Annotated in this window: 21 protein-coding genes; 14 read left to right on the top strand and 7 right to left on the bottom strand. The window is 73.3% G+C overall.

The genetic code is table 11. The annotated features are described in order from the left end of the window. Positions 1 to 92: 92 nt before the first annotated feature. On the top strand, positions 93 to 1,103 hold the full coding sequence (locus tag M3148_RS04940; protein ID WP_251303576.1) for a DMT family transporter: 1,011 nt from the start codon (positions 93 to 95) through the stop codon (positions 1,101 to 1,103). Here the strand turns inward: M3148_RS04940 and M3148_RS04935 are convergent. Genes M3148_RS04935 through M3148_RS04925 form a run of 3 tightly spaced genes read right to left on the bottom strand, consistent with a single transcriptional unit; the run spans position 1,059 to position 4,644 of the window. Next, entirely contained in the window at positions 1,059 to 1,940 is an 882-nt protein-coding gene (locus M3148_RS04935; protein WP_251303575.1) for a MaoC/PaaZ C-terminal domain-containing protein, read from the bottom strand. The two genes, M3148_RS04940 and M3148_RS04935, sit on opposite strands and share 45 nt — an antisense overlap. After that, complete coding sequence (locus tag M3148_RS04930; RefSeq protein WP_251303574.1) at positions 1,940 to 3,301, bottom strand: 3-oxoacyl-ACP reductase; 1,362 nt, start codon at positions 3,299 to 3,301, stop codon at positions 1,940 to 1,942. Before M3148_RS04930 ends, M3148_RS04935 begins: the two co-directional genes overlap by 1 nt. Continuing rightward, a complete protein-coding gene (locus tag M3148_RS04925) occupies positions 3,301 to 4,644 on the bottom strand; it encodes an acetyl-CoA C-acetyltransferase (RefSeq protein WP_251303573.1) in 1,344 nt (447 codons plus the stop codon). The genes M3148_RS04930 and M3148_RS04925 overlap by 1 nt, the downstream gene beginning before the upstream one ends. Positions 4,645 to 4,681: 37 nt before the next feature. Here M3148_RS04925 and M3148_RS04920 point away from each other — a divergent pair, with 37 nt between their 5' ends. After that, on the top strand, positions 4,682 to 5,446 hold the full coding sequence (locus M3148_RS04920) for a TetR/AcrR family transcriptional regulator (RefSeq protein WP_251303572.1): 765 nt from the start codon (positions 4,682 to 4,684) through the stop codon (positions 5,444 to 5,446). Then, complete coding sequence (locus M3148_RS04915; RefSeq protein WP_440136899.1) at positions 5,443 to 7,596, top strand: acyl-CoA dehydrogenase family protein; 2,154 nt, start codon at positions 5,443 to 5,445, stop codon at positions 7,594 to 7,596. Before M3148_RS04920 ends, M3148_RS04915 begins: the two co-directional genes overlap by 4 nt. 161 nt (positions 7,597 to 7,757) lie before the next feature. Here the strand turns inward: M3148_RS04915 and M3148_RS04910 are convergent, their stop codons facing one another. Beyond that, the gene (locus tag M3148_RS04910) at positions 7,758 to 9,119 is read right to left on the bottom strand and encodes an HNH endonuclease (protein WP_251303571.1); all 1,362 of its coding nucleotides are present in this window, start codon (positions 9,117 to 9,119) and stop codon (positions 7,758 to 7,760) included. A gap of 214 nt (positions 9,120 to 9,333) precedes the next feature. On the opposite strand from M3148_RS04910, the gene purL reads away from it, so the two are divergent. The 9 genes from purL (at position 9,334) to purM (ending at position 19,240) form a co-directional block, all read left to right on the top strand. Further along, entirely contained in the window at positions 9,334 to 11,655 is a 2,322-nt protein-coding gene (gene purL / locus M3148_RS04905) for a phosphoribosylformylglycinamidine synthase subunit PurL (RefSeq protein ID WP_251303570.1), read from the top strand. Positions 11,656 to 11,711: 56 nt separating this feature from the next. Further along, the gene (gdhA, locus tag M3148_RS04900) at positions 11,712 to 13,049 is read left to right on the top strand and encodes an NADP-specific glutamate dehydrogenase (protein WP_251303569.1); all 1,338 of its coding nucleotides are present in this window, start codon (positions 11,712 to 11,714) and stop codon (positions 13,047 to 13,049) included. 56 nt (positions 13,050 to 13,105) lie between these two features. Further along, a complete protein-coding gene (locus M3148_RS04895) occupies positions 13,106 to 13,525 on the top strand; it encodes a DUF2255 family protein (protein ID WP_251303568.1) in 420 nt (139 codons plus the stop codon). 69 nt (positions 13,526 to 13,594) lie between these two features. Then, entirely contained in the window at positions 13,595 to 14,311 is a 717-nt protein-coding gene (locus tag M3148_RS04890) for a copper homeostasis protein CutC (RefSeq protein ID WP_251303567.1), read from the top strand. 53 nt (positions 14,312 to 14,364) lie between these two features. Further along, the gene (locus M3148_RS04885; RefSeq protein WP_285883367.1) at positions 14,365 to 14,706 is read left to right on the top strand and encodes a sterol carrier family protein; all 342 of its coding nucleotides are present in this window, start codon (positions 14,365 to 14,367) and stop codon (positions 14,704 to 14,706) included. Between the two features lie 39 nt (positions 14,707 to 14,745). Beyond that, positions 14,746 to 15,126, top strand: coding sequence for a histidine kinase (locus M3148_RS04880; protein ID WP_251303565.1), 381 nt, complete (start codon positions 14,746 to 14,748; stop codon positions 15,124 to 15,126). Between the two features lie 7 nt (positions 15,127 to 15,133). Continuing rightward, positions 15,134 to 16,576 (top strand): RNB domain-containing ribonuclease, encoded by a 1,443-nt coding sequence (locus M3148_RS04875; protein WP_251303564.1) that lies wholly within the window; start codon positions 15,134 to 15,136, stop codon positions 16,574 to 16,576. 43 nt (positions 16,577 to 16,619) lie between these two features. Further along, on the top strand, positions 16,620 to 18,134 hold the full coding sequence (purF, locus tag M3148_RS04870) for an amidophosphoribosyltransferase (protein ID WP_251303563.1): 1,515 nt from the start codon (positions 16,620 to 16,622) through the stop codon (positions 18,132 to 18,134). Further along, positions 18,134 to 19,240, top strand: coding sequence for a phosphoribosylformylglycinamidine cyclo-ligase (gene purM / locus M3148_RS04865; protein WP_251303562.1), 1,107 nt, complete (start codon positions 18,134 to 18,136; stop codon positions 19,238 to 19,240). Before purF ends, purM begins: the two co-directional genes overlap by 1 nt. Positions 19,241 to 19,329: 89 nt before the next feature. Here purM and M3148_RS04860 read toward each other — a convergent pair whose 3' ends face one another. Further along, positions 19,330 to 19,515 (bottom strand): DUF3073 domain-containing protein, encoded by a 186-nt coding sequence (locus M3148_RS04860; protein WP_110853207.1) that lies wholly within the window; start codon positions 19,513 to 19,515, stop codon positions 19,330 to 19,332. 277 nt (positions 19,516 to 19,792) lie between these two features. On the opposite strand from M3148_RS04860, the gene M3148_RS04855 reads away from it, so the two are divergent. Beyond that, on the top strand, positions 19,793 to 20,002 hold the full coding sequence (locus M3148_RS04855; protein WP_251303561.1) for a BldC family transcriptional regulator: 210 nt from the start codon (positions 19,793 to 19,795) through the stop codon (positions 20,000 to 20,002). 51 nt (positions 20,003 to 20,053) lie between these two features. Here M3148_RS04855 and M3148_RS04850 read toward each other — a convergent pair whose 3' ends face one another. Next, on the bottom strand, positions 20,054 to 20,371 hold the full coding sequence (locus M3148_RS04850; protein WP_251303560.1) for a DUF3618 domain-containing protein: 318 nt from the start codon (positions 20,369 to 20,371) through the stop codon (positions 20,054 to 20,056). After that, the gene (locus tag M3148_RS04845) at positions 20,368 to 20,799 is read right to left on the bottom strand and encodes a phage holin family protein (protein ID WP_251303559.1); all 432 of its coding nucleotides are present in this window, start codon (positions 20,797 to 20,799) and stop codon (positions 20,368 to 20,370) included. Before M3148_RS04845 ends, M3148_RS04850 begins: the two co-directional genes overlap by 4 nt. A gap of 347 nt (positions 20,800 to 21,146) precedes the next feature. Here M3148_RS04845 and M3148_RS04840 point away from each other — a divergent pair, with 347 nt between their 5' ends. Beyond that, on the top strand, positions 21,147 to 26,159 hold the full coding sequence (locus M3148_RS04840) for an ExeM/NucH family extracellular endonuclease (RefSeq protein WP_251303558.1): 5,013 nt from the start codon (positions 21,147 to 21,149) through the stop codon (positions 26,157 to 26,159). The last annotated feature ends 76 nt before the right edge of the window (positions 26,160 to 26,235 follow it).

The following is a 26,235-nucleotide window of genomic DNA, read 5'->3' as shown; positions in this document are numbered from 1 at the left end:
TGCCCGCAGAAAACTCTCAGGTCCGATGACAGAGCGGGGAACGGTCCCTGCTCACGCGCGCCCGCGCGCGCCCGTCATCCCGAGGAGTCCCGTTGGCCCTGGCTGTCGACACCCCCCTCCGCGCCCCCGCGCCCACCCCCCGCCGCGCCGTCCCGCGGATGCGCCGCCGGCTCGGCGTCACCGCGATCATCGCCTCGGCCACCGCCATGGGTCTGGCCGGCGTCTTCGGACGGCTCGCCTCCCCGCCCGGGGCCGTCATCGGTGAGACGCTCACCCTCGGGCGGATGGCCGTGGGCGCTCTGGGGATGGTCGTCATCCTCACCGCGGGCCGTCGCCTGTCGGTGCTGCGCCGCACCCGCGTCTCGTGGTCGGTCGTCCTCGGAGGCGTCTTCCTCGGCCTGTCCCTGGCCACCTACCTCTCGGCGACGGTCCTCACCGTGCTCTCCCGCGCCGTCGCCCTCCACTACCTGGGCCCGGTCATCGCGACCGTCCTCGCGCGCGTCATCCTCAAGGAGCGGGCCCGGGGTATCGAGCTCGCCTCCCTCGGTCTCAGCTTCGCCGGGATGGTGCTCGCCACCGGCCTGGTCGACGCCCCGGCCGCCCCCACGGGTGACCAGCTCCTCGGTGACGTCCTCGCCGCCGCGTCCGGCGTGCTCTACGGCGCGGCGCTGCTGTGCTACCGCTACCGCGCGGACATGCCGGCGGACGTCCGCAACTTCTGGAACTTCACCTTCGGCGCCCTCGGAGCCGCCGGGATGGTCGCCATCACGCGCCCGGACATGTCAGGGATGACGGCGGAGAACTGGGTGTGGGCCGGCATCTTCTTCGTCGTGTGCGGCCTCCTCGCGCTCGGGCTGCTCGTCGTCGCGGGCACGCACCTGCGCTCGGTGGAGCTCTCGGCGCTGTCCTACTGGGAGGTCGTCGTCGCCATGCTCCTGGGGGCCGCGGTCTACGGCGAGGCGGTCTCGCCGGTCGCGTGGGCCGGCGCGGGCTTCATCCTCGTCGCGATGGCGGTCGCGCTCGGGCGGCGCCGGCCGGCAGGGACCGGCGCCGCACCGTCAGGTGCGCGGGGTGAGCGTCCCGCTGAGATGCAGGCGGCCTGACCTCGGGTGGTGGCCGGCGTAGCGCACGCCGTCACCGGCCGGGTCGACGCTCAGCGCGACCTTTCCCGGCAGCAGCACCGGCCCCGCGAACTCAACCTCCCAGGTGAAGGCGTCCCCGCGGAAGCGGGCCAGCTGGGCCAGCGCCCGCGAGGCGGTGTACATCCCGTGCGCGATGGGCCGCGGGAAGCCGAAGGCCCGGGCCCCGAGGCGGGACACGTGGATGGGGTTGCGGTCGCCGGACACCTCCGCGTAGCGCTTGCCGGTGTCCGCGCCCAGCGACCACACGGCGACGACACCACCCCCGGCCTCCTCCTCGGCGGGCGACGACGGCGCCTCCTCGGCCGCACCCGGCAGGCGGATGCCGCGGGCCAGGTAGGTCGACACGCCCTCCCAGACCGTCTCCTCGCCGACCTCCACCGTGACGACGAGGTCGACGAGCGTGCCCTTGCGGTGCGCCCGCGGGGAGCGGGCCTCGGCCCGCGCGCTCAGCTCCTCGCCGAGCAGCACCGGCCGGTGCTGGACCACCCGGTTGGCCGTGTGGACCATGCCGAGCACCGGGAGGGGGAAGTCCGGCCGGACCATGAGCGCCATGGCGAGCGGGAAGGCGAGCACGTGGACGTAACCGGCGGGCAGCTCGTCGGTGCCCGGCTCCCCGAGGAGCTCCTGGTAGGCCGAGAGGGTGGCGGGGTCGGCGCGCAGACCGCCGGCGACGTAGGCGACGTCCGGGAGGCGGTCGGCCACCGGGCCGCGGCGCATCGTCGTGCGCGCCGTGGCCGCCAGGGCGCGTGAGTACAGCGAGCCGAGGCTGGGGACCGGCTCGAGGCGCTGCTCGCGCATCACTGCCCCACCAGGTTCTGGCCGCACACCCGCAGCGTCTGCCCGTTGACCCCACCGGCCTGCGGGGAGGCGAGGAAGGCGATGGCCTCGGCGACGTCCACCGGCTGGCCGCCCTGCTGCAAGGAGTTCGCCCGGCGGGCCACCTGCCTCGGGACCGGAGGGATCTTCGCGGTCATGTCGGTCTCGATGAACCCTGGAGCGACGGCGTTGGCCGTGGCGCCGCTCGCGGCGACGACCGGCGCGAGGGCGCGCGTCATCCCGATGATCCCGGCCTTGGCGGCCGCGTAGTTCGTCTGGCCACGGTTGCCGGCGATCCCGGAGGTCGAGGCGAGGGAGATGATCCGCCCGCCCGCGCCGAGCTCCTCGGCGAAGGTCTCGTTCATCCGCAGCGGGGCGAGGACGTTGACGGCGAGGAGGTCGTTCCAGCGGTCGTCGGTCATGTTGGCGAGCAGCTTGTCACGCAGGATGCCGGCGTTGTGGACGACGACGTCGAGGCGCCCGTAGCGCTCCCGCACGTGCGCGAGGATCCGCTCGGCGGCGTCCCCCGCGGTGATGTCGAGCTGCAGCGCACTGCCGCGGACCTCGTTCATCACCCGGCTCAGCGCCTCGCCGGCGGCCGGGACGTCCACGCCGACGACGCGGGCGCCGTCCCGGGCGAGGACCGAGACGATCGCCGCGCCGATGCCGCGGGCGGCACCGGTGACGACGGCGACCATCCCCTCGAGGGGACGGGTCCAGTCCGCCGGGGGCACGCCGTCGGCGGAGGTGACGTGGAGCAGCTGGCCGTCGACAAAGGCGGAGCGGGCCGAGAGGAAGAAGCGCACGGCACCGACCGCCGACGGCGCGCTCACCGGCACGTCCCGGCCCAGGACGACGCCGTTGCCGGTCGCCCCGGCGCGCAGCTCCTTGGCGAGGGAACGCAGGAAGCCGTCCACCCCCTGCCGGACAGCGACGACGGCGGGCTCGCTCGCGTCGTTGGCGCGGCGCGACACGGTGACGACCCGGCCCCCGGGAGCGAGGCGGCGCAGCACGCCGCCGAGCGCGAGGGCGGGGCCGGCGAGCGCCGCCGGTGAGGCCGCCTCGGTGAGGACGAGGACGACGGCGCCCCAGCGCCGGCCCCTGGCCAGCTCCTGGGGGTCGCGCCGGACGTCGAGGTCCCAGCCGAGGAGGGTCTCGGCGAGCTCGTCGGCGGCGGGCAGCGAGGCGCCGTCGTCGAGGACGAGGACGGGGCCCGGCACGAGCGGCTGGTCGACGCTGCCGGGGTCGGTGCGGCGCAGGCGGACGGGCTGGGGCAGCCCGAGCTTCTTGGCCGCGGACTTGCCGGGGCCGCCGGAGACGAGGTCGAGGTAGCGGTCGCTCATCACGCCTCCAGAATCATCGCGGTGGCCTGCCCACCGGCGGCGCAGACGGAGATGAGCCCGCGGACGGGTGCACCGGTCGCGGCCTTCTTCTCAGCCAGGAGCTTGGCGAGCGTGCCGACGATCCGCCCGCCGGTGGCACCGAAGGGGTGCCCGGCGGCGAGGGAGGAGCCGGTGACGTTGAGGCGGTCCGACGCCACGGTGCCGAGCGGCCCGCGGCCCAGGCGCTCACGGCAGAACTCGGTGTCGTTCCACGCGGCGAGCGTGGAGAGGACGGTGCCGGCGAAGGCCTCGTGGATCTCGACGAAGTCGAAGTCCTCGAGCGTGAGCCCGTGGCGCTCGAGCAGGCGCGGTACGGCGTAGCAGCCGCCCATGAGGAGGCCCTCGGCGCCGCTGGTGAAGTCGACCGCCGCCGTCTGGGCGTCGACGACGCGCGCCAGGGCGGGCAGACCACGCTCGGCAGCCCACTCCTCGGTGGCGAGCAGCACGGCGGAGGCGCCGTCGGACAGCGGCGTGGAGTTGCCCGCCGTCATCGTCGGGTTGTCGCTGCCCGGGGCGGTGAAGGCGGTGCGGAGCGTGCCGAGCTTCTCCATCGAGGTGTCGGCGCGGAGGAACTCGTCGCGGGTGACTCCGCGGTAGGGGGTGAGGAGGTCGTCGAAAAAGCCGCGGTCGTAGGCGGCGGCGAGGTTCTGGTGGGAGCGCAGCGCGAGCTCGTCCTGCTGCTCGCGGGTGATGCCCCAGCGCTCGGTGGTGATGGCCTGGTGCTGGCCCATGCTCAGCCCCGTGCGCGGCTCGGCGGTGTCGGGGGCCACCGGCGCGAGGTCCCTCGGCCGGATCGCGGCGAGGACCTTGAGGCGCTCGGGGAGACTCTTGGCGCGGGAGGCGCGCAGGATGGTGCGCCGCAGGCGGTCCGAGACGACGATCGGGGCGTCGGAGGCGGAGTCGACGCCACCGCCGACGCCCACCTCGACCTGCCCGAGGGCGATCTTGTTGCTCACCCCGACGATCGCCTCCAGGCCCGTGGCGCAAGCGCGCTGGACGTCGTAGGCGGGGGTGTGAGGGTCGAGGGAGGAGCCGAGCACCACCTCGCGGGTGAGGTTGAAGTCGCGCGAGTGCTTGAGGACGGCGCCCGCGCTCACCTCGTCGAGGCGTTCGCCGGCGAGGCCGAAGCGCGCGACGAGCCCCTCGAGGGCGGCGGTGAGCATGTCCTTGTTGGACGACGCGGCGTAGCGGCCACCGGCGCGGGCGAAGGGGATGCGGTTCGCCCCGACGACGACTGCCGGGCGGATGGATGAGGTCACGGCGTTGTTCCTTCGGATCGGGAGGGGACGAAGGTCCCTGGCCATCGTGAAACTCAGAGTACCTGATACTCTCGGTTCCGTGATGCCGAGCACACCTGCCGAGGACCGCGTGGACGGTCGTGACGCCCGCTGGGCCGCGCACCGCAGCTCGCGGCGCGCCGAGCTCGTGCGTGCGGCCCGCCGGGCGGTGCACCACCGCGGGCCGGACCTGTCGATGGACGACCTCGCCGCGGAGATCGGCACCTCGAAGTCGATCGTCTACCGCTACTTCAGTGACAAGTCGGGCCTGCAGGGCGCCGTGGGCGCCGCCGTCATCGAGGACCTCCGCGGCGCGCTGGGCGAGGTGAGCGAGCGGGTGACCCGCCCCCGGGACCGCATCGCCGCCATGGTCGACGTCTACCTCGGCATCGTCGAGTCCTCCGCCGGGGTCTACGCCTTCGTCACCCAGCCGGAGGCCACCGCCACCGCGGGCGCCCTGCGCGGCTTCGTCGCGGAGATCGAGGACATCGTCGCTGAGGCGCTGCTGCCCGTGCTCCGTCACGGCGGTGGGGCGGCGTCGGAGGACCACGCGCTCGCCGCCCTGTGGGGAGCGGGCGTCGTCGGCCACGTCCGCAGCGTCGCCGAACGCTGGATCGCCGCCCGCGGCCTCACCCCCGAGAACCCCGCCGACGCCCGGGCCGAGGACGGCGCCCCCGCCGTCGAGGGCGGCATCGCCACCCTGGACCGCGCGGCGCTCGCGGCCCACATCACCGACTGGCTGTGGACGGGGGCGATGGGCGTCGCCCGGCGCTCCCGCAATGCCAGCACCCGCACCGAGACCGACGACGCGATCGGAGACCCGTCATGACTACCACGACCACCCACCGCGAGGACGACGCCGCCCACCGCGAGCGTTCCGCCCGCCCGGTGGCACCCGACCTGCCCGACGAGTCCGACGCCGCCCAGCCGGTGTCCGTCACGACCGCGACGTCGGCGATGAGCCCGGACACCGCCGTCACCCCCGGCGAGGCCTTCGACCGGCGAGCCGTTGCGGACGCGCTCGACGGCCGCTGGCGCGAGCAGCGCCGCGCGTCGCGCGACCTCGCGCTCGAGCCGGACTTCCAACGTCTGCCCGACCAGACCGTCGCCGAGCACCGCGAGCGGGTGATGTGGCAGCTGCGCGAGCTCGTGCGCCGCAGCGACGTGCTGCGCGGCTTCCCGAAGGAGCTCGGCGGCGGGGGAGACCCGGGTGGCAACCTCGCCGGGTTCGAGGAGCTCTTCCTGTCCGACCCGTCCCTCCAGATCAAGGGCGGCGTGCAGTGGGGGCTGTTCGGCTCTGCCGTCCAGCACCTCGGCGTGCCCGAGCAGCACGCGCGGCTGCTGCCTCCGATCATGCAGCTCGAGGTGCCCGGCTGCTTCGCGATGACCGAGGTGGGGCACGGCTCGGACGTCGCCTCGATCGCCACGACCGCCACCTACGACCCCGCCACCGAGGAGTTCGTCCTCCACACGCCGTTCCCCTCGGCGCGCAAGGAGTACATCGGCAACGCCGCGGTGCACGGCGTCGCCGCCGTCGTCTTCGCCCAGCTCTACACGCAGGGCCGCAACCACGGCGTCCACGCCTTCTACGTGCCCATCCGCGAGCGCGACGAGGACGGCGAGCTGCGCTTCCTGCCGGGGATCGGTGGCAAGGACGACGGCGCCAAGGGCGGGCTCAACGGTGTCGACAACGGCCAGCTGTGGTTCGAGCACGTCCGCGTCCCCCGCGACAACCTCCTGCGCCGCTACGGCGACGTGGCCCCGGACGGCAGCTACTCCTCGCCGATCGAGAGCAAGGGGCGCCGCTTCTTCACCATGCTCGGGACCCTCGTCCAGGGGCGCGTCTCCCTCGGCGGGGCGGCCGTGGGCGTGAGCAAGGCGGCGCTGGCGATCGCGGTCCGCTACGGCGACGAGCGGCGCCAGTTCACCGGCGCCGACGAGCACCGCGAGGTCACCCTCCTCGACTACCAGCGCCACCAGCGCCGACTCCTCCCGCTCCTCGCGCGGACCTACGCCGCAGCCTTCTCCCAGGGTGTCCTCCTCGAGCGCTTCCACCAGGTCTTCAACGGCGAGCACGACGACGACGAGTCGCGCCAGGACCTCGAGACGCTCGCGGCCGCCTTCAAGCCGACGTCGACGTGGCTGGCGCTGGAGGCGATCCAGGAGTCGCGTGAGGCCTGCGGCGGCGCCGGGTACATGGCCGAGAACCGGCTCGTCACCTGGCGGCAGGACTTCGACGTCTACGCGACCTTCGAGGGGGACAACAACGTCCTGCTCCAGCTCGTGGGCAAGCGGCTCCTCACCGACTACGGCCGGTCGATGGCGAAGATCGACATCGCGGGGGCAGCCCGCTTCGTCGCCGCCCGAGCGGGCGACATGGCCCTGCACCGCACCCCGCTGCGGCGGGCCGCGCAGTCGGTGCTCGACTCCGGCTCCAAGGCCCGGTCCGCCGGCCAGCTGCGCGACCCCGAGGCGCAGCGCGAGCTGCTCGAGGACCGCGTCGAGACGATGATCGCCGAGATCGCCGGCGCGCTGCGTGAGGTCAAGGACGCTCCCCCGGAGAAGGCCGCCGCCGTCTTCAACGAGCACCAGGACGCCCTCATCGGCGCCGCCCGTGCCCATGCGGAGCTCCTCCAGTGGGAGGCCTTCACCGCGGCGCTCGACCAGGTGCCCGCCGGGACCACGCGTCAGGTTCTCACCTGGCTGCGCGACCTCTACGGCTTGGAGCGCATCGAGCGCAACCTCGCCTGGTACCTCGTCAACGGCCGGCTCACCGCTCAGCGCGCCCGGGTGGTGACCGGCTACATCAACCGGCTGCTCACCCGGCTGCGGCCCCACGCCGTCGACCTCGTCGACGCCTTTGGCTACACCCCCGAGCACCTGCGCGCGCCGATCGCGTCGGGCGTCGAGCGTGCCCGCCAGGAGGAGGCCGAGGTGCTCCAGCGCCGCCGCCGAGCCCTGCCGGAGCGGCTCGGCTGACAGACTCCCGCGCGGGGCCGCCATCCCCCCCTGCCGGCGCCCGCGCGGGACACACCGCCCACCGTGCGGCTCCCGGAGCCACCGTGCCCCGGTCTGCCGGGTGCGCAGTGGACCGACGTGGCACGCGTCGAGTGGTGCCGCGCAGACCGAGCTGAGGAGTCTCATCCCGCGTGCGGGAGCCGCGGCGGTGGCGAGGTGTGGACGTGCCCGGTGGGCGTGCGGGTCCGGATGAGGGGCCCGGCCCGCGGAGCGCTCGGATCGCCTCGGCCCAGCGGCAGCGAGCGCCAGCCGGGCGCGGCCTTGTCCTGGTTGCACCGCTCGCACCGGCCGCCGAGGTTCGCCTCGTCCGTGGCCCCTCCCTTGGCGTGGTCGACGACGTGGTCGATGTGCCGCACCGGCGCGTCGCAGTGCGGGGTACGGCACCGGCCGGCGTCCCGGGTGGCGATGTAGTGCGCGAGGCCGGGCGGTGCATGGCGGGCGCGGGACTCCATGGCGACGAGGTGGCCCACCGGGTCGGTGAGGAGGCGGCGGACCCACACCCCGCAGCCACCCTCGTCGGCCAGCGCCCGGCGCAGGAGCTCGCGGGCCCAGCCGGCGGGGACGGTGCCGTGCTCGGGCACGGAGGCGGGCTCGTCGCCGCCCGCCAGCGACTGGTCCGTCATGACGAGCTGGAGATGTACCCGAGCGGGCACCTCGGCGTCGCTGCCGGTGAGCCGCGCGACGAGGGCGTCGGCCATGATCTGCCCCCGCCCCCGCCCGCGCTCGTCCCCGGCTGCGCGTGCGGAGTCCGCCGCGGCGCCGAGCGACGCGTGGGCGGCCACCGCCTGGGCGACCGGCAGGAGGGCGGTGAGGTAGGCCATCGTGTCCGGGGCGGGACGGATACCGACGAAGCGCTCGCGCTCCGCCCGGGCGGCACGGTCCACGACGCTGTGGGGGTCGAGCCGGTAGGCGACGCGCTTCGCCTCGGCGACGAGCTGCCGGTCGCCCATCCCGGCCACGCGGGCCGGGTCCTGCCACAGCTCGGCGTCCAGCGCGCGGCGCTCCTCGGCCCCGAGGCAGATGCTTTCCCGCACGAGGAGGGTGGCCCGCCACTCGCTGAGCTCGCCCCGGCGCAGCGCCGCCAGGGTGCAGGGCATGTCCTCCCGCAGCGCCCGCGCCATGCCGAGGTGCCGGCCGCCGTGGTGCGGGGAGAGGCGGCGCGCAAGGGCCACCTCGCTCGCCAGGCCCCTGCCGCGGCGGTCCGCCGCGACCCCGGCCCCCTGCTCGGCGTCCAGCCGCAGCCGCGACAGGTGCGCAGTGACCGCCGCCTGCGCGCCGGCCGCCGCGGCCTTGAGGTCCTCCAGCTCACGCAGGAGGTCGATGCACTCGGCCTCGCTGAGGCCGGGCCGCTGGGCGTCGGCCCCCTCCACGACCCGCAGCCCCGGGTCCAACCGCTCGAGCAGCCGCCTCATCGCGCCGACGTCGGCCGCGCTCAGCGCCACCGCGGGCGGTGCGCCGGGGCCGGTCGCGTCGGTGCTGGACATGTCTCCAGGGTAGGAGCGACCACTGACATTTCCGCGACACAGCGCCGAAAGGTGCCGCTCAGGCTGTGGACGGCACCGCCGCGGACCGGCCCTGTGGAGCACCACGGCCCCCGCCAAGGCGCCAGGTCCGCCTGATGGCCGCTTCCGCCGCCCGCCCGCCGGGCCTGTAGATTGTCCGCCGTGCATGCCTTTACCGTCCTATTACGGGGCACCGATGTCTGACGAGCAGCGGTCCGACACCGTCGCGCACGCCGCGGCCACGCCGGACGTCACCCTTCCCTACCGGGACCTGGGCCTGAAGGATGACGAGTACGCGGGGATCGTGGAGATCCTCGGTCGTCGACCCACAGCAGCCGAGCTCGCCATGTACTCGGTCATGTGGTCCGAGCACTGCTCGTACAAGTCCTCCAAGACCCACCTGCGCCAGTTCGGTGAGAAGACCACCGAGGCGATGCGCGAGCACCTGCTCGTCGGGATCGGTGAGAACGCCGGCGTCGTCGACATCGGCGACGGCTGGGCGGTGACCTTCAAGGTCGAGTCGCACAACCACCCGAGCTTCGTCGAGCCGCACCAGGGCGCTGCGACCGGCGTCGGCGGCATCGTCCGCGACATCATCTCGATGGGCGCGCGACCCGTGGCCGTCATGGACCAGCTGCGCTTCGGGGCGATCGACCACCCCGACACCGCGCGCGTCGTCCACGGCGTCGTCTCCGGCATCAGCTTCTACGGCAACTGCCTGGGCCTGCCGAACATCGGCGGTGAGACCGAGTTCGACGCCTCCTACCAGACCAACCCGCTCGTCAACGCCCTGGCCGTGGGCGTGCTGCGACACGAGGACATCCACCTTGCCAACGCCTCCGGCGTCGGCAACCAGGTGATCCTCTTCGGCGCTCGGACCGGCGGCGACGGCATCGGCGGCGCCTCGATCCTCGCGAGCGAGACCTTCACCGGCGAGGGGCCCACGAAGCGCCCCGCCGTCCAGGTCGGTGACCCCTTCATGGAGAAGGTCCTCATCGAGTGCTGCCTCGAGCTCTTCGCGGCCGGCGTCGTCGAGGGCATCCAGGACCTCGGTGCGGCCGGCATCTCCTGCGCCACCTCCGAGCTCGCCTCCAACGGCGACGGCGGCATGCACGTCCACCTCGAGAACGTCCTGCTCCGCGAGGAGCTGACGGCCGGGGAGATCCTCATGTCGGAGTCGCAGGAGCGGATGATGGCCGTCGTGCGGCCCGACCGGCTCGAGGAGTTCCTCGCGATCACCGGCCGCTGGAACGTCGAGGCCTCCGTCATCGGTGAGGTCACCGACACCGGCCGCCTCGTCATCGACCACCACGGTGAGCGGATCGTGGACGTCGACCCGCGCACCGTCGCCCACGACGGTCCCGTCTACGACCGCCCGTACGCGCGCCCCTCCTGGCAGGACGCGCTCAACGCCGACGACGCCGAGCGGCTGCCCCGCCCCGCCGCGCCCGAGGAGCTGCGCGAGCAGGCGCTGCGCCTGGTCGCCTCCCCGAACCTCGCGAGCAAGTCGTGGGTCACCGACCAGTACGACCGCTACGTCCAGGGCAACACCGCGCTCGCCCAGCCGGACGACGCCGGCGTGGTCCGCGTCGACGAGGCCACCGGGCTGGGCGTGGCGATCAGCACCGACGCCAACGGCCGCTTCACCAAGCTCGACCCCTACACCGGGGCCCAGCAGGCGCTCGCCGAGGCCTACCGGAACGTCGCGACCGTGGGCGCCCAGCCCACCGCCGTCACCGACTGCCTGAACTTCGGCTCCCCCGAGGACCCGGACGCCATGTGGCAGCTCGTCCAGGCCATCACCGGCCTGGCCGACGCCTGCCGGGAGCTCGGCGTGCCGGTCACCGGTGGCAACGTCTCCCTGTACAACGGCACGGGCGAGCCCGGCCTCGTCGACTCCTCGATCAACCCGACCCCCGTCGTCGGGGTCCTCGGCGTGATCGACGACGTCACCCGCGCTACCCGCTCGGGCTGGACGGCACCGGGGCGCGCCGTCTACGTGCTCGGCACCACGGCCGAGGAGCTGTCCGGCTCCGCGTGGGCCGACGTCGTCCACGGACACCTCGGTGGGCGGCCCCCCGCCGTCGACCTCGCGGCCGAGCGCCGGCTCGCGGAGGTGCTCGTCAACGTCTCCCGCGACCGCATCGTCGAGTCCGCGCACGACCTGTCGGCCGGCGGCCTGCTCCAGGCGCTCGTCGACTCGTGCCTGCGCTTCGACGTCGGTGCCCACGTCGACCTCACCGCGCTGTGCGAGCGCGACGGCGTCGACCTCGCCACCGCCCTGTTCTCCGAGAGCGGGGCACGCGCCGTCGTCTCCGTCCCGCGCAGCCAGGAGGTCCACCTCCAGGACCTGTGCACCGCCCGCGGCGTCGCGCTCCTGCGCATCGGCACCACAGACGACACCGGCCCCGAGTCCCACGAGGGCCGTCCCGTGCTCGACATCGAGGGTATCGGCACGTTGCCGCTCAGCGAGCTGCGGGAGGCCGCCACGGCGACCCTGCCCGCCTACTTCGGCTGAGCACCACCCCCGGCGCCCCCGCCGGGCCCTGTACGCCTGAGATGAAGGAGTGGTCCATGGAACAGCAGCTCGAGCACGCCTACGAGGAGGTGCTTCGCCGCAACCCCGGCGAGGCCGAGTTCCACCAGGCCGTCCGCGAGGTCTTCGACTCCCTGGGCCCCGTCCTGCGCAAGAACCCCCGCTACGTGGACGCGGCCGTGCTCGAGCGCCTGTGCGAGCCCGAGCGGCAGATCATCTTCCGCGTCCCGTGGGTCGACGACGCCGGCCGCGTGCGCATCAACCGCGGCTTCCGCGTGGAGTACAACTCCGCCCTCGGCCCGTACAAGGGCGGGCTGCGCTTCCACCCCTCGGTGTACCTCGGCATCGTCAAGTTCCTTGGCTTCGAGCAGATCTTCAAGAACGCCCTCTCCGGCATGCCGATCGGCGGCGGTAAGGGTGGCTCGGACTTCGACCCCCGCGGCCGCAGCCAGCACGAGATCATGCGCTTCTGCCAGTCCTTCATGACCGAGCTCTACCGCCACCTGGGGGAGTACACCGACGTTCCCGCCGGTGACATCGGCGTGGGCCAGCGGGAGATCGGCTACCTCTTCGGCCAGTACAAGCGGATCACCAACCGCTACGAGTCCGGTGTCCTCACCGGCAAGGGCATCAGCTGGGGCGGGTCGCTCGTGCGCACCGAGGCCACCGGCTACGGCACCGTCCTGTTCGCCAACGAGATGCTCGCGACGAAGGGCCAGAGCCTCGACGGCCGCAAGGTCACCGTCTCCGGCTCGGGCAACGTCGCGATCTTCGCGATGGAAAAGGCCACGCAGCTCGGCGCCACGGCAGTCGCGTTCTCCGACTCCTCCGGCTACGTCGTCGACGAGGCGGGCATCGACCTCGAGCTCCTCAAGGAGGTCAAGCTCGTCGAGCGCGGCCGCGCCAAGGACTACGTCGACCGTCGTCCCGGCGCCCGTCTCGTCACCGGCGGCTCCATCTGGGACGTGCCGGCCGACGTCGCGCTGCCCTGCGCCACCCAGAACGAGCTGGGCGAGGACGCCGCGCGCGCGCTGCTGAAGAACGGCGTGGTGGCTGTCGCCGAGGGCGCCAACATGCCCACCACCCCCGAGGCGCTGCGGCTGTTCCAGGAGGCCGGCACGCTCTTCGGGCCGGGCAAGGCCGCCAACGCCGGTGGCGTCGCGACCTCCGCCCTCGAGATGCAGCAGAACGCCAGCCGGGACTCGTGGACCTTCGAGTACACCGAGGAGCGGCTCGCCGACATCATGCGTGACGTCCACGCCCGCTGCGCTGCCACCGCCGACGAGTACGGACGTCCGGGTGACTACATCGTCGGCGCGAACATCGCCGGCTTCACCAAGGTCGCCGACGCCATGCTCGCCCAGGGCGTCATCTGACCCAGCCCTCACCGAGCCGCGGGAACACCTTCGGGGTTCCCGCGGTTCGGTCTGTCATGAGCTTCGAGGACGTGAGGGACCACCTCGACCGCACCGAGGTCGTGGCCGTGGTGACGACGAGGGCCGGCGGTCAGCCGGTCGCGACGCCGATCTGGGCGATGGTCGTCGACGGCGTGCCCTATCTGCGGTCGGCCTACGGCGCCGGCTCGTGGTGGTACCGGCACGCGCTGTCCGGTCGCCCGGTGGCGATCGCCCTGGGCGACGGCGCCGTCGCGGAGCGCGACCGGGACGCGGCGCTGGACCTCCCGCGCGAGACGGTCCACATGACCTACGTCCTCGCGGACGACCCCGTCCAGGACCGCGTCGACGAGGAGCTCGAGCGCAAGTACGCCCACGCGCCGCGCTCCTCGATCGACCCCACGCGCAGCGAGGAGGCCCGCGCGGCCACGCTCCGCGTCGAGCCGGCCGGGGCGTGAGCCCGCGCTGAGGCCGCCGTCACGCCGGCGCGTGCGGCGCCCGCCCGCCGCATGCGGGATCGTTGACGCATGGGTGAGCTGCAGGTGGAGGTCGCGGTCCAGGACGCGAGCGGGGCCGCGCTGGCCCGGGACACGGGCGCGGACCGCGTCGAGCTGTGCTCGGCGCTCGATGTCGGTGGGCTCACCCCCAGCATCGCCATGGTCGAGGCCGTGGTCGCCACCGGCGTCCCCGTGCACGTCCTCGTCCGTCCCCGCCCCGGGGGCTTCCGGTACTCGGCGACCGAGGTCTCGCTCATGGTGCGGGACATCGAGGCCCTCGTCGACGCCGGCGCCGCGGGCGTCGTCGTCGGCGCCCTCACGGCGAAGGACACGCTCGACAGGCACGCCCTCGAGGCGCTGCAGTACGCCGCCGAGGGCCTGGAGGTGACCGCCCACCGCTGCGTCGACGTGCTTCCCGACCCGGCCGCCGCCCTGGACGACCTCGCCAGTCTCGGGTTCACGCGCGTCCTCACCTCCGGTGGCGCGCCGACCGTCGCCGACGGCGTTCCCACCCTGCGCCGGATGGTCGAGGCGGCCGGCGGGCGCGTGCAGGTGATGGCGGGCGGTGGCCTGCGACCCGAGGACGTGCCCGCGCTCGGGGACGCCGGGGTCGACGCGGTCCACCTCTCGGCACGGCGGCATATCCGCGACGGCGGCCCCTCCGGTCCGGGAGGCGGGGACCCCGGGTACGACGTCACCGACCGGGACATTCTCGAGGCCGTCCGAGCTGCGCTCGCCGGCCGCTGATCCCCGGCTACGGTGTCACCGTGGCACGACGACGCATCGACCCCGGCGAGGGCATGGCGGCACTGCGGCAGTGGCGCGCCGCCGAGGACGCCGGGGAGCAGGTGCCGGCCGCCGTCGTCCGCACAGCGGTCCGCTTCACCCTCGAGGAGCTCGCGGTGGGCTCGCCCGGCAACTCCGTCGAGGTGCGGGTGCCACCCGCCGCGGCGGTCCAGGCCATCGCCGGACCGCGGCACACGCGCGGCACCCCGCCCAACGTCGTGGAGACCGACATGCAGACGTGGCTGCGCATGGCGACCGGCCGCCTCTCCTGGGACGAGGCGCGCAGGTCCGGCGCGGTGAGGGCCTCCGGGATCCGCGCCGACCTCTCCGGCGTGCTCCCGCTCATCACCCGGTAGCGCGGGGGAGAGCGCGCGCAGCGGGGTACGTTTGACCGCGTGAGCACGCCCGAGCCCGCCCCCGCCGCATCACCCGACCCCGCCGCACCTCCCGCGGCCGACGTCGCGCCCCCCGCGGACACCGCCTCGCCCGCCGGACCGCCCGCCGAGGACGCTCCCGTCGCCCGGGCGATCGATGTCGCCGACCCGAGCCGGGTGCGGCGCGCCCCCCGCTACGGACGGTTCGGCCTCCTCGGCTTCATCCTCGGCGCGCTCCTCTCCCTCGCCCTCACCTTCCTCCCGGTGGGCGGTTCGGGTCTCGCGCGCGGCACCCTGTTCCTCCTCCTGCTCCTGGCCCTCGGTACCGCGGGCGTCTTCGCGGGCCTTACCTGGGCACTCGTCGCCGACCGCCGATCCCTGCGCCGCCGTGGCCGGGACTGAGCGCGGCGTGCCCACCCGCCAGCTCCACCTGCCGGCCCCGCCCGCGCGCGTCGCGCAGTCCCTCGACCGGCTCCGCGCCGAGCTCGACATCCCCGTCGACCTCCCGCCCGCGGCACTGTCCGAGGCGCAGGAAGCCGCCCGGCGCCCGCTGCCCGACCTGCCGGACGCGCGCGACCTGCCCCTCGTCACGGTCGACCCGCCCGGCTCCCGCGACCTCGACCAGGCCGTCCACCTCGAGGAGGACGGCGAGGGGTTCCTCGTCCACTACGCCATCGCCGACCTCGCCTCCTTCGTCACGCCCGGCGGCGCCCTCGACGCCGCCGTCCACGCGCGGGGCGTCACCGTCTACGGCCCCACCGGCTCCACGCCCCTGCACCCCGAGGTCCTCAGCGCCGGCGCCGCCAGCCTCCTGCCGGGCGAGGACCGCCCTGCCTACCTGTGGCGCATCGCGCTCGACGCCGACGGAACGGTCCGCGAAGCCTTCGTGCGCCGGGCCCTGGTCCGCAGCCGTGCGCAGCTCACCTACGGCCAGATCCAGGACGTCGTCGACGGCGGCAGCGACCCCGCCGTCCCGCCCACCCTGCCCGGGCTGCTGCGCCGGCTCGGCGAGCTGCGCCTCGCCCAGGAGCGGGCACGCGGCGGCGTCTCCCTCGAGATCCCCGAGCAAGAGGTCGTGGCCCGCGACGGCGGCTACGCCCTCGCCTTCCGCGCCACCTCGCCCGCGGAGGAGTGGAACGCCCAGATCTCCCTCCTCACCGGAATCTGTGCCGCCGAGCTCATGCGCGGCGCCGGCGTGGGCATCCTGCGCACCCTGCCGCCCGCTGACCCGCGCGACCTCGCCCGCCTGCGCCGCACCGCGCGCGGCCTCGGCATCGCGTGGCCCGAGGACGTGTCCTACCAGGACCTCCTTCCCACCCTCGACTCCGCCGTCCCAGCCCACGCCGCCTTCCTCACCGAGGCGACCACCCTCTTCCGCGGCGCCGGCTACGCCGTCCTCGGTCAGGACGAGGGCGGCGACACCCGCCACGCCGCCATCGCCGCCCACTACGCCCACGTCACCGCGCCGCTGCGCCGCCTCGTCGACCGCGCCGGCCTCGAGGTCTGCCGCGCCGTCTGCGCCGGGGAGCCCGTCCCCGGGTGGGTGCACGCCGCGCTGCCCGAGCTGCCCCGGGTCATGGCCCGCACCACCCAGCGGGCCGGGCGCTACGAGCGGGGCGCCGTCGACGCCGTCGAGGCCCTCGTCCTCGAGAGCAGGGTCGGGGAGGAGTTCCGTGGCGTCGTCGTCGAGGTCGACGAGGACGACGACGGCGTGCGCGGCACCGTCGTCATCGCCGAGCCCGCCGTCGAGGCGTCCGTCCGGGCTCCCGGGCTGCCGCTCGGCGAGCAGGTGACCGTGCGGCTGGACGCGGTGGACGTCCCCGGGCGGACGGTGCGGTTCTCACCCGTCTGACTGCACCCGCCCACGCGCGCGAGTGTGTGGGACCATGGCACACGTGCGACGCGGAGACGGACGGCTGAGTCACGACCTGCTCCCGGGGGAGGCCCCGCCCCAGGACGAGTGCGGGGTCTTCGGGGTCTGGGCGCCCGGGGAGGAGGTCGCCCGCCTCACGTACTTCGGCATCTACGCGCTGCAGCACCGCGGGCAGGAGTCGGCCGGCATCGCGACGAGCAACGGTGAGCAGCTCCTCGTCTACAAGGACATGGGCCTCGTCTCCCAGGTCTTCGACGACCGGACGCTGTCCGCGCTGCGGGGACACATCGCCGTCGGACACGTGCGCTACGCGACGACGGGGGCCAGCGCGTGGGAGAACGCCCAGCCCACCCTCGGCCCGGCAGGCAGCGGCACGGTCGCGCTCGGCCACAACGGCAACCTCACCAACACGCGCCGGCTCATGGAGCTCGTGCGCGAGCAGTCGGGCACGGACCTGTCCGGCGAGCTCGGGCGGGGCAGCTCCACCGACACCGCCGTCATCACCGCCCTCCTCTCCGGGACCGCCGGTGAGGGCTCCGGGTCGCTCGAGGCGACGGCGATGAGCGTGCTGCCGCTCCTCGAGGGCGCCTTCTCGCTCGTCTTCATGGACGAGCACTCCCTCTACGCCGCCCGCGACCCGCACGGCTTCCGGCCCCTCGTGCTGGGCCGGCTGCAGCGCGGCTGGGCCATCGCCTCGGAGACCGCGGCCCTCGACATCGTGGGGGCCACCTTCGTGCGGGAGATCGAGCCCGGCGAGCTCGTCGTCGTCGACGAGGACGGGCTGCGCTCGCAGCACTTCGCCGAGCCCAGCCCGCGCGGCTGCGTCTTCGAGTACGTCTACCTCGCCCGGCCGGACACGCAGATCGCCGGACGCTCGGTCAACGCGGCGCGCAGCGAGATGGGCCGGGTGCTGGCCCGCGAGCACCCCGTCGACGCGGACCTCGTCATCCCCACCCCCGACTCCGGGACGCCCGCCGCCATCGGCTACGCGCAGGCCTCCGGCATCCCCTTCGCGCAGGGGCTGGTGAAGAACGCCTACGTCGGGCGCACCTTCATCCAGCCGACAGACACGATCCGCCAGCTCGGCATCAAGCTCAAGCTCAACCCGCTGCGCGAGGTCATTGCCGGCAAGCGGCTCGTCGTCGTCGACGACTCCATCGTCCGCGGCAACACCCAGCGCGCCCTCGTCCGCATGCTGCGTGAGGCCGGGGCCGCGGAGATCCACGTCCGCATCTCCTCCCCGCCGGTGAAGTGGCCCTGCTTCTACGGCATCGACTTCGCCACGCGCGCCGAGCTCATCGCCAACGGCATGAGCATCGAGGAGATTCGTGCCTCCCTCGGCGCCGACAGCCTCGGGTACATCTCCACGGACGGGATGATCGAGGCTACCGCCGTGCCCCGCACGCGGCTGTGCACCGCCTGCTTCACCGGCGAGTACCCCGTGCCGGTCGAGGACGCCGAGGTCTCGACCGAGCGGCATGACTACCAGGTCCTCCCGCCCCGGCACCCGGGGTCCCTGACGATCGCTGGAGCGTAGTGAGCACCGAGAACCGCACCCCTATCAGCTACGCCGCGGCCGGCGTCGACACGGAGGCGGGTGACCGCGCCGTCGAGCTCATGAAGGGTGCGCTGCGCGCCACCCACGGACCCGAGGTCGTCGGTGGCGCCGGCGGCTTCGCCGGGCTCTACGACGCCTCCGCGCTGCGCGAGTACCGCCGTCCGCTTCTCGCCACCTCCACCGACGGCGTCGGCACCAAGGTCGCCATCGCCCAGGCGATGGACGTCCACGACACCATCGGCCACGACCTCGTCGGCATGGTCGTCGACGACATCGTCGTCGTGGGGGCCCGCCCGCTCGTCATGACGGACTACATCGCCTGCGGGCGGGTCGTGCCCGAGCGGATCGCCGCCATCGTCCGCGGCATCGCCGAGGCCTGCGCCCTGACCGGCACCGCCCTCGTGGGCGGGGAGACGGCCGAGCACCCCGGCCTCCTGGGCCCCGACGAGTACGACGTCGCAGGCGCCGCGACGGGCGTCGTCGAGGCCGACCGCGTGCTGGGCCCCGAGCGGGTGGCCGAGGGCGACGTCCTCGTCGCGCTCGCCTCCTCCGGCCTGCACGCCAACGGCTACTCCCTCGTCCGCCGCGTCCTCGAGGTGAGCGGCTGGTCCCTCGAGCGCGAGGTCCCCGAGCTCGGGCGCACCGTCGGGGAGGAGCTCCTCGAGCCCACCCGGCTGTACACGCGGCTGTGCCTGGAGCTCGCGGAAGACGACGGGCTGCACGCCCTCTCGCACGTCACCGGCGGAGGGCTCGCGGCGAACCTCGCCCGCGTGCTGCCAGCCGGGCTCGTCGGCCACGTCGAGCGGGGCTCCTGGCAGGTGCCGGCCGTCTTCGACGTCGTGCGTCGCCTCGGTCCGGTCGAGTGGCCCGACCTCGAGCAGACGCTCAACCTCGGTGTCGGCATGGTGGCGGTCCTCGCCCCGTCCGCGGCGGAGCAGGCGGTCCGGACGGCGCGTGCGGCCGGCATCGACGCGTGGCCGCTGGGCACGGTGGAGCGCCTCACCGACAGCGACGGCGACGTCGTCACCGGCACCAAGGGCATGCGTGGCGGAGCCGTGCGCATGCACGGCAGCTACCGCAGCTGACAGCCGCGATCAGCTCAGGTCGCCGCGTCCCCGTGGGGAGCGGCGACCTGAGGATCGCTGTCACGCCGTCGCCGTGGGCGACGGTGCACCTAGTCCGAGCGGAGACGCCAGTCGTCGTCATCCTCTGCGGAGGGGATCTCGAAGTCGTGCATGTCCCGGTCATGGCTCTGAGACGCCAGCTCTCTCTCGAGAGCCTGGTAGTCGGTCTCCGGGCTGTAGTACTTCAGCCGGCGAGCGACCTTCGTCTGCTTGGCCTTCTGACGGCCGCGCCCCATGGCGTCGACCCCCTCCAACGTAGAAGAGGGGCAGGCACCGACGGTGTCAGTGCGGCCCCATTTATGTGGTCATGGTTCGTGGTGCCCACGGTACATGGTCGAGCGTGGGTTCGACCATCCAGCGCACGTGCGGCCGCTCACTCTGCCGGCCCGGCCGGGGACCCGAGCTCCCTGGGGGACATGGGACCTTCGTCCGCATTTCGCCCGAATCGGGCGCGTTAGCGTGAGTCATCTGGCGGGTGAGCCGGCCCGGGCCGTGACGGAACTGAGGTGCACCATGGACGAGAATCATCGCGAGGAGACACTCCTGACCCCCGGTGAGGTGGCCGCCCGGTTCCGGGTGGACCCCAAGACGGTGACCCGGTGGGCGAACGCCGGCAAGCTCACCGCGGTCCGCACCCTGGGTGGGCACCGCCGCTACCGCCGCAGCGAGGTCGACGAGCTGCTCGTCGCGAACGGGATGGGCGCGCAGCGCCCCACGGGCTGAGCAGAACGCGCGCAGGGCCTCCAGGGGCCCTGCGCGCGTCGGGTGCGTGGCTCAGCGGGAGCGACGTGCGACGACCGTGACGAGGAGGGCGAGCGCGGCCGCGCCCGCCCCGACGATGCCGATGGCCCTGGGGTCCCCGCCCTTGGCGTCGTCCAGGAGCGACTGGGCCTTCGCCTCGGCGCCCTTCGCCGCGTGCCGGGCGGACTCGCCCGTGCGGCCGACGGCGGCCTTGAGGCTCGACCTCGCCTCCTTGATCTGCTCGCGCGGGTCGAGCATCGAGCTCAGCTCGTCGACCGAGCCGGCCAGCTCCTGCCGCGTGCGGGCGAGGTCGTCCTGGATCTGCTCGGGGGTGCGCTTGTCGTCGCTCATGAGTTGAGGCCCTTCTTGACGGCGTCGAGGTCGGCCTTGAGGTTGGCCTTGGTCTCCTCCGCGGAGGGCGCCTCGCCCGACTGCAGCATCTTCTTGCCGACGAGGGCGATGATGCCGGCGACGACGAGCAGGACGACGGCGACGATGAGGGCGGACAGCCACGCCGGGAGCGCCTCCGCCAGGCCCAGCACCGCCGTGGTGATGAGAAGGGCGAGGGCGAAGAAGCCGAGGAGGCCGGCGACGGCGAACATGGCAGCGCCCGCGCCCACCTTCTTGGCCTTGGCCGCCGCCTTGACCTGGATGAGCTCCAGCTCGCCGCGCAGGATGCGCGAGAACTGGTCGGAGATCCTCGCCACCAGCTCGCCGATGGACGGGCGTCCGGGCGGCTGCTGGCCGGTCCCGAGGTGCTGCGGTGCGGCAGTACTCACGCGTCTCCCTCTTCTCCGCGCCGAAGCGCCGTCGTCGTGCAGTCGTCGTTGCTGCCCCATGATCGCGGGGATCGGCGTGCCGTGCACGTCCTCGCCGCGCGAGCCGCTCACGGTCCGGCGCGGACGGGCGCGCCGCGGGCCGGTGACTGGGCGGCGACGGGACGGTGAACAACTCGCATCTCGCAGAGTGAGACGTTGACGAGGACGTGGCCCGTGCCACATGATGAGCGGGCCGACCCCTCCGCTGCGCGCGTCGTCGCGCGCACGACACACCCGGCCGGGCGGCCGGAGAAGGAGCACCCGTGAGCCGAGTCCCCCGTAGGTCCACCACTCGTGGCAGAGGGGGTGTGGCCGCGGTCGGAGTCGCCTCCCTCATCCTCACCCCGCTCGTCGCCGTTACCCCCGCGGCCGCGCTCATGAGCACGGGACCCGTGTTCATCAGCGAGATCCACTACGACAACGACGGCACGGACCAGGGGGAGGCGATCGAGGTTCAGGCCCCGGCCGGGACCGACCTCACCGGCTGGCAGGTCGTTCTCTACAACGGCGGCAACGGCTCCGTGTACGACACCAAGACTCTCGACGGAACGGTCGGGGAGTCGGGCGTCGTCGTCCAGGAGTACCCGGAGAACGGTGTCCAGAACGGTGGGCCCGACGGCGTCGCGCTCATCGACGCCTCCGGTGCGCTCGTCGAGTTCCTCTCCTACGAGGGCGTCATGACCGCGTCGGGCGGTCCTGCCGACGGCGTGCAGAGCATCGACATCGGCGTCATGCAGCCGGGCAGCACCCCTGCCGGGCAGTCGCTCCAGCGGGTCGACGGCGTGTGGACCGGTCCGTCCGCGAGCTCCTTCGGTGCCGTCAACAGCGCCGTCGAGGAGCCCGGCCCGGACCCGGACCCCGAGCCGGGTGCGGTGACGCCGATCGCCGAGATCCAGGGCACGGGCGACGCGACCCCGCTGCTGGGCCAGACCGTCACCACCCGCGGCGTCGTCACCGGCGTCTACGCCGACGGCGGTTTCAACGGCGCCTTCATCCAGACCCCAGGCACCGGCGCGGACCTCGAGGGCCACGACGCCTCGCACGGCATCTTCGTCTTCGCCGGCGGCACGCAGCTCGCCAGTGACGTCGAGGTCGGCGACCTCGTCGAGGTGACCGGCACGGCCGGCGAGTACTTCGGCCTCACCCAGATCGCCGCGGCGAGCCACAGGGTCCTCGACGAGCCTGCCGCCGACGTCGTCCCGGCCCAGGTCCCCCTGCCGGCGGTCGACGAGCGCGAGGCCTTCGAGGGCATGCTGCTCGCCCCGCAGGGCGCCTTCACGGTGACCGACACCTACCACACCAACCGCTTCGGCTGGGTGGGCCTGGCCGCGGGCGACGAGCCCCTGCGCCAGCCGACCGACGTCGTGCGCCCGGGCACCGAGGCCTACACCGGCCTCCTCGCCGCGAACGCCGACCGCGCGATCCGGATGGACGACGGCTCCAGCCACGACTGGACCAACTTCTCCTTCGACGACCACGGGACCCCGGTCGCCTACCTGACGCCGGACAACCCGGTCCGGGTGGGCGCGCCGGTCGAGTTCCAGGGCCCGGTCATCCTCGACTTCCGTCGCACCGTCGCAGGCGAGGACGCCACCTGGAACTTCCAGCCGCAGAGCCGCCTCACCGGCGCCAACGCCGCCGAGGTCCAGCCCATCAACTGGGAGAACACCCGGCCGGAGGCCCCGGAGGAGGTTGGCGGCGACGTCAGGCTCGCCACCTTCAACGTCCTCAACTACTTCACCAGCCTCGGCGACGAGGAGGCCGGCTGCGGCTTCTTCGGTGACCGCCTGGGTGGCCCGACGACGGCGCGCAGCTGCGACGTCCGCGGTGCCTACGACGCGGCGAACCTGGCCCGTCAGACCGAGAAGATCGTCAGCGCCGTCAACGCCCTGGACGCCGACGTCGTCGCCCTTCAGGAGATCGAGAACTCGCTGCCCTTCGCCCCCGGCAACACCGCCGCTGACCGTGACCACGCCCTGTCCGACCTCGTCGACGCCCTCAACGCGGGCGCGGGCGAGGAGCGGTGGGAGTACGTCGTGTCCGCGGAGCAGTTCCCCGCGGCCGAGGACGTCATCCGCAACGCCTTCATCTACCAGGTCGACGCCGTCACCCCGGTCGGCGGCACCAAGATCCTGCTCGACAGCGCCGCGTTCGGCAACGCCCGCGAGCCGATGGCCCAGGAGTTCGCGCCGGTCGACGAGAACGGTGACGTCGTCGAGGACGCCGACTCCTTCGTCGTCATCAACAACCACTTCAAGTCCAAGGGCTCCGGCTCGGGGGAGAACGCCGACCAGGGCGACGGCCAGGGGGCCTCGAACCCCGACCGGGTCCGCCAGGCCGAGGCGCTCGTCGCCTTCGCCGACGAGGTCGCGGCCGACGCCGGCACGGAGCTGGTGTTCCTCGCCGGTGACTTCAACTCCTACACCCAGGAAGACCCGATGCAGGTCTTCTACGAGAACGGCTACACGGACCTCGGCGACGAGCTCACGGAGAAGTCGACGTACTCCTTCGGCTCGATGGTCGGCTCGCTCGACCACGTCCTGGCGAGCGAGGCGGCCACCGCGGCGGTGACCGGCGCGGACATCTGGAACATCAACGCCTACGAGTCGATCGCCTTCGAGTACAGCCGGTACAACTACAACGTCACCGACTTCCACGACGCCTCGCCGTACCGGTCCAGCGACCACGACCCGATCATCGTGGGGGTGGACCTCCTCGCCGATGAGCCGGGGCCCACGGTGGACATCAACCTGCTGGCGTTCAACGACTTCCACGGCCGCCTGTTCGACTACACCCGCGACCGTGACACCGGCGCGGTCCTCGGCAACGACACGCTCGCCTTCGCGGGCACGATCGAGGAGCTGCGCGCCCAGGAGGGTGAGGGGAACACCATCCTCTTCTCCTCCGGTGACAACATCGGTGCCTCGCTGTTCACCTCCGCGCTCCAGGAGGACAAGCCCACCATCGACATCCTCAACGCGCTCGACCTCACTGCCGCGACGGTCGGCAACCACGAGTTCGACGGCGGCTACGACAACCTCACCGGACAGGTGACGGAGTGGGCCGACTTCAGGCACCTCGGCGCCAACGTGACCGTCAAGGCCACCGGAGAGCCGGCCCTGCCGGCCTACGAGACCGTCGAGGTCGAGGGGCTGACGGTCGCCGTCATCGGCGCCGTCACGCAGGAGACCCCCAGCCTCGTCAGCCCCGAGGGCATCGCCATGCTCGAGTTCGGTGACCCCGTCGAGGCGGTCAACCGCGTCGCGGCCGCGCTGACCGACGGGGACGGGGCCAACGGCGAGGCCGACGTCATCGTCGCCTCCTACCACGAGGGTGCAGGCTTCGACGAGAACGCCTCGTCCCTGGAGGAGGAGATCGCCTCGAGCGAGACCTTCGCCCACATCGTGGGCGGCACGACCAGCGCCGTGGACGCGATCTTCAACGGCCACACCCACAAGGTCTACGCGTGGGACGGCCCGGTTCCCGGCGAGGAGGGCGCCTTCCGCCCGGTGATCCAGGGCGAGAGCTACGGCGAGTACGTCTCGCAGGTGGTCCTCACCGTGGACCGCGAGTCCGGTGACGTCGTCGACTACGACCACCGCAACGTGCCCGCGTCCACCACCCCGATGGGTGAGCTGGTCCAGACCTACGCGCGCGTCGCCGAGGTCAAGACGATCCTGGACGCCGCGCTCGCGCGTGCGGCGGAGATCGGCAACGAGGTCGTGGGTAGCGTGAGCGCCGACATCACGACGGCGTTCACCGCGGCCGGGGGGCGTGACGACCGCGGCAGCGAGTCGACGCTGGGCAACCTCGTCGGCAACGCGCTGCGCGACACGCTGAGTGCGCAGAACCTGGGCGGCGCCCAGATCGGCGTGGTCAACCCCGGTGGCCTGCGGGCCGACCTGCGCTACGGGGAGGACGGGAAGATCACCTTCGCCGAGGCGAACGCGGTGCTGCCCTTCCTCAACGACCTGTGGACCGTCACCCTCACGGGCGCCCAGTTCAAGGAGATGCTCGAGCAGCAGTGGCAGCCCGAGTCGTCCTCACGCAGCTTCCTGCACCTGGGACTGTCGGACAACGTCTCCTACACGATGGACCCGACCGCCGAGCGCGGCGAGCGGATCACCTCCGTGACCGTTGACGGGCAGCCGCTCGACACGGCCGCGGAGTACCGCATCGGGACGTTCTCCTTCCTCGCCCAGGGCGGTGACAACTTCACCGTCTTCGCCGACGCCACGGACGTCCAGCAGACCGGTCTCATCGACCGCGACGGCTGGATCTCCTACATCGAGAACAGCTCCCCGCTGTCCCCGGACTTCGCGCGTCGGGCGACCGTCCTCACGCCGCTCCCCTCGGAGCTGGTGGCCGGCGAGGAGGTGTCCTTCGAGGTCAGCAGGCTCGACCTCACCTCCCTGGGCAGCCCGGACAACACCGAGCTGGCCGTCTACCTCGTCGGCGCGGACGGTGAGCGGGGCGAGGCCGTGCACACTGCCCCCGTCACCGACGGCGCGGCCACCGTCACCTTCACCGTGCCGGGTGACCTGGACGGCGAGTACACCTTGGAGATGGAGGCCGCACCCAGCGGGACCACCGTCCGGGTGCCGGTGACGATCACGGCTGCGGACCAGCCGCTGCGCTTCGGGTTCTTCCTGTCCGACGACTGGTCCGGCAAGGCCCACTACGCCTTCCAGTACGGGCGGTTCACCGACGAGGTGCTCATCGGTGACTGGGACGGCAACGGCACCGACACCATCACGGTGCGCCGCGGGAGGGAGTACTTCGTCAACGACGCGCCACGCGGCGGCCCCGCGACGACGGTCTTCGCCTACGGGCGGCCCGACGACGTCGTCCTCGTCGGCGACTGGGACGGTGACGGCGTCGACACGCTGGCGGTGCGTCGTGGGGCGCAGTACTACGTGAAGAACTCCCTACGCGGCGGTGACGCCGACCGCGTCATCTCCTACGGGCGCGCGAACGACGACGTCCTGGTCGGCGACTGGGACGGCAACGGCACGGACACCCTCGCGGTGCGCCGTGGCGCGACCTACTACGCGAAGAACCGCATCGCCGGCGGCGACGCCGACGTGGTCTTCACCTACGGCCGCCCGAACGACGTCCCCCTCGCCGGGGACTGGGACGGCAACGGCACGGACACCTTTGCGATCCGACGGGACCGCGAGTTCCACGTGAAGAACTCCCTGCGTGACGGTCCGGCCGACTTCGTCATGGTCTACGGCCGCTCCGGTGACGAGGTCTACGTCGGTGACTGGAACGGCGACGGCAAGGACACCCTGGGCGTGCGCCGCACCCCGGCGTCCTGACCGGGTAGCGCACGAGCGGGGGCCTCGCACCGACCAGGTGCGGGGCCCTCGCCCGTCCCGGCCACTGTGCCGAGGG

The organism is Georgenia satyanarayanai (genome assembly GCF_023715365.1).
Lineage (GTDB): Bacteria > Actinomycetota > Actinomycetes > Actinomycetales > Actinomycetaceae > Oceanitalea > Oceanitalea satyanarayanai_B.
The sequence above is the reverse complement of the archived record's forward strand: the minus strand, read 5'-3'. Positions and strand labels throughout refer to the sequence as shown.

Coding starts and splice junctions, on each gene's coding strand:
- M3148_RS04855 (WP_251303561.1), top strand. CDS start 19,793: ATGGACGAGAATCATCGCGAGGAGACACTCCTGACCCCCGGTGAGGTG.
- M3148_RS04885 (WP_285883367.1), top strand. CDS start 14,365: ATGGCGGCACTGCGGCAGTGGCGCGCCGCCGAGGACGCCGGGGAGCAG.
- M3148_RS04890 (WP_251303567.1), top strand. CDS start 13,595: ATGGGTGAGCTGCAGGTGGAGGTCGCGGTCCAGGACGCGAGCGGGGCC.
- M3148_RS04850 (WP_251303560.1), bottom strand. CDS start 20,371: ATGAGCGACGACAAGCGCACCCCCGAGCAGATCCAGGACGACCTCGCC.
- M3148_RS04895 (WP_251303568.1), top strand. CDS start 13,106: ATGAGCTTCGAGGACGTGAGGGACCACCTCGACCGCACCGAGGTCGTG.
- purL (WP_251303570.1), top strand. CDS start 9,334: ATGTCTGACGAGCAGCGGTCCGACACCGTCGCGCACGCCGCGGCCACG.
- M3148_RS04935 (WP_251303575.1), bottom strand. CDS start 1,940: ATGCGCGAGCAGCGCCTCGAGCCGGTCCCCAGCCTCGGCTCGCTGTAC.
- M3148_RS04915 (WP_440136899.1), top strand. CDS start 5,443: ATGACTACCACGACCACCCACCGCGAGGACGACGCCGCCCACCGCGAG.
- gdhA (WP_251303569.1), top strand. CDS start 11,712: ATGGAACAGCAGCTCGAGCACGCCTACGAGGAGGTGCTTCGCCGCAAC.
- M3148_RS04930 (WP_251303574.1), bottom strand. CDS start 3,301: ATGAGCGACCGCTACCTCGACCTCGTCTCCGGCGGCCCCGGCAAGTCC.
- M3148_RS04860 (WP_110853207.1), bottom strand. CDS start 19,515: ATGGGGCGCGGCCGTCAGAAGGCCAAGCAGACGAAGGTCGCTCGCCGG.
- M3148_RS04920 (WP_251303572.1), top strand. CDS start 4,682: ATGCCGAGCACACCTGCCGAGGACCGCGTGGACGGTCGTGACGCCCGC.
- M3148_RS04910 (WP_251303571.1), bottom strand. CDS start 9,119: ATGTCCAGCACCGACGCGACCGGCCCCGGCGCACCGCCCGCGGTGGCG.
- M3148_RS04925 (WP_251303573.1), bottom strand. CDS start 4,644: ATGGCCAGGGACCTTCGTCCCCTCCCGATCCGAAGGAACAACGCCGTG.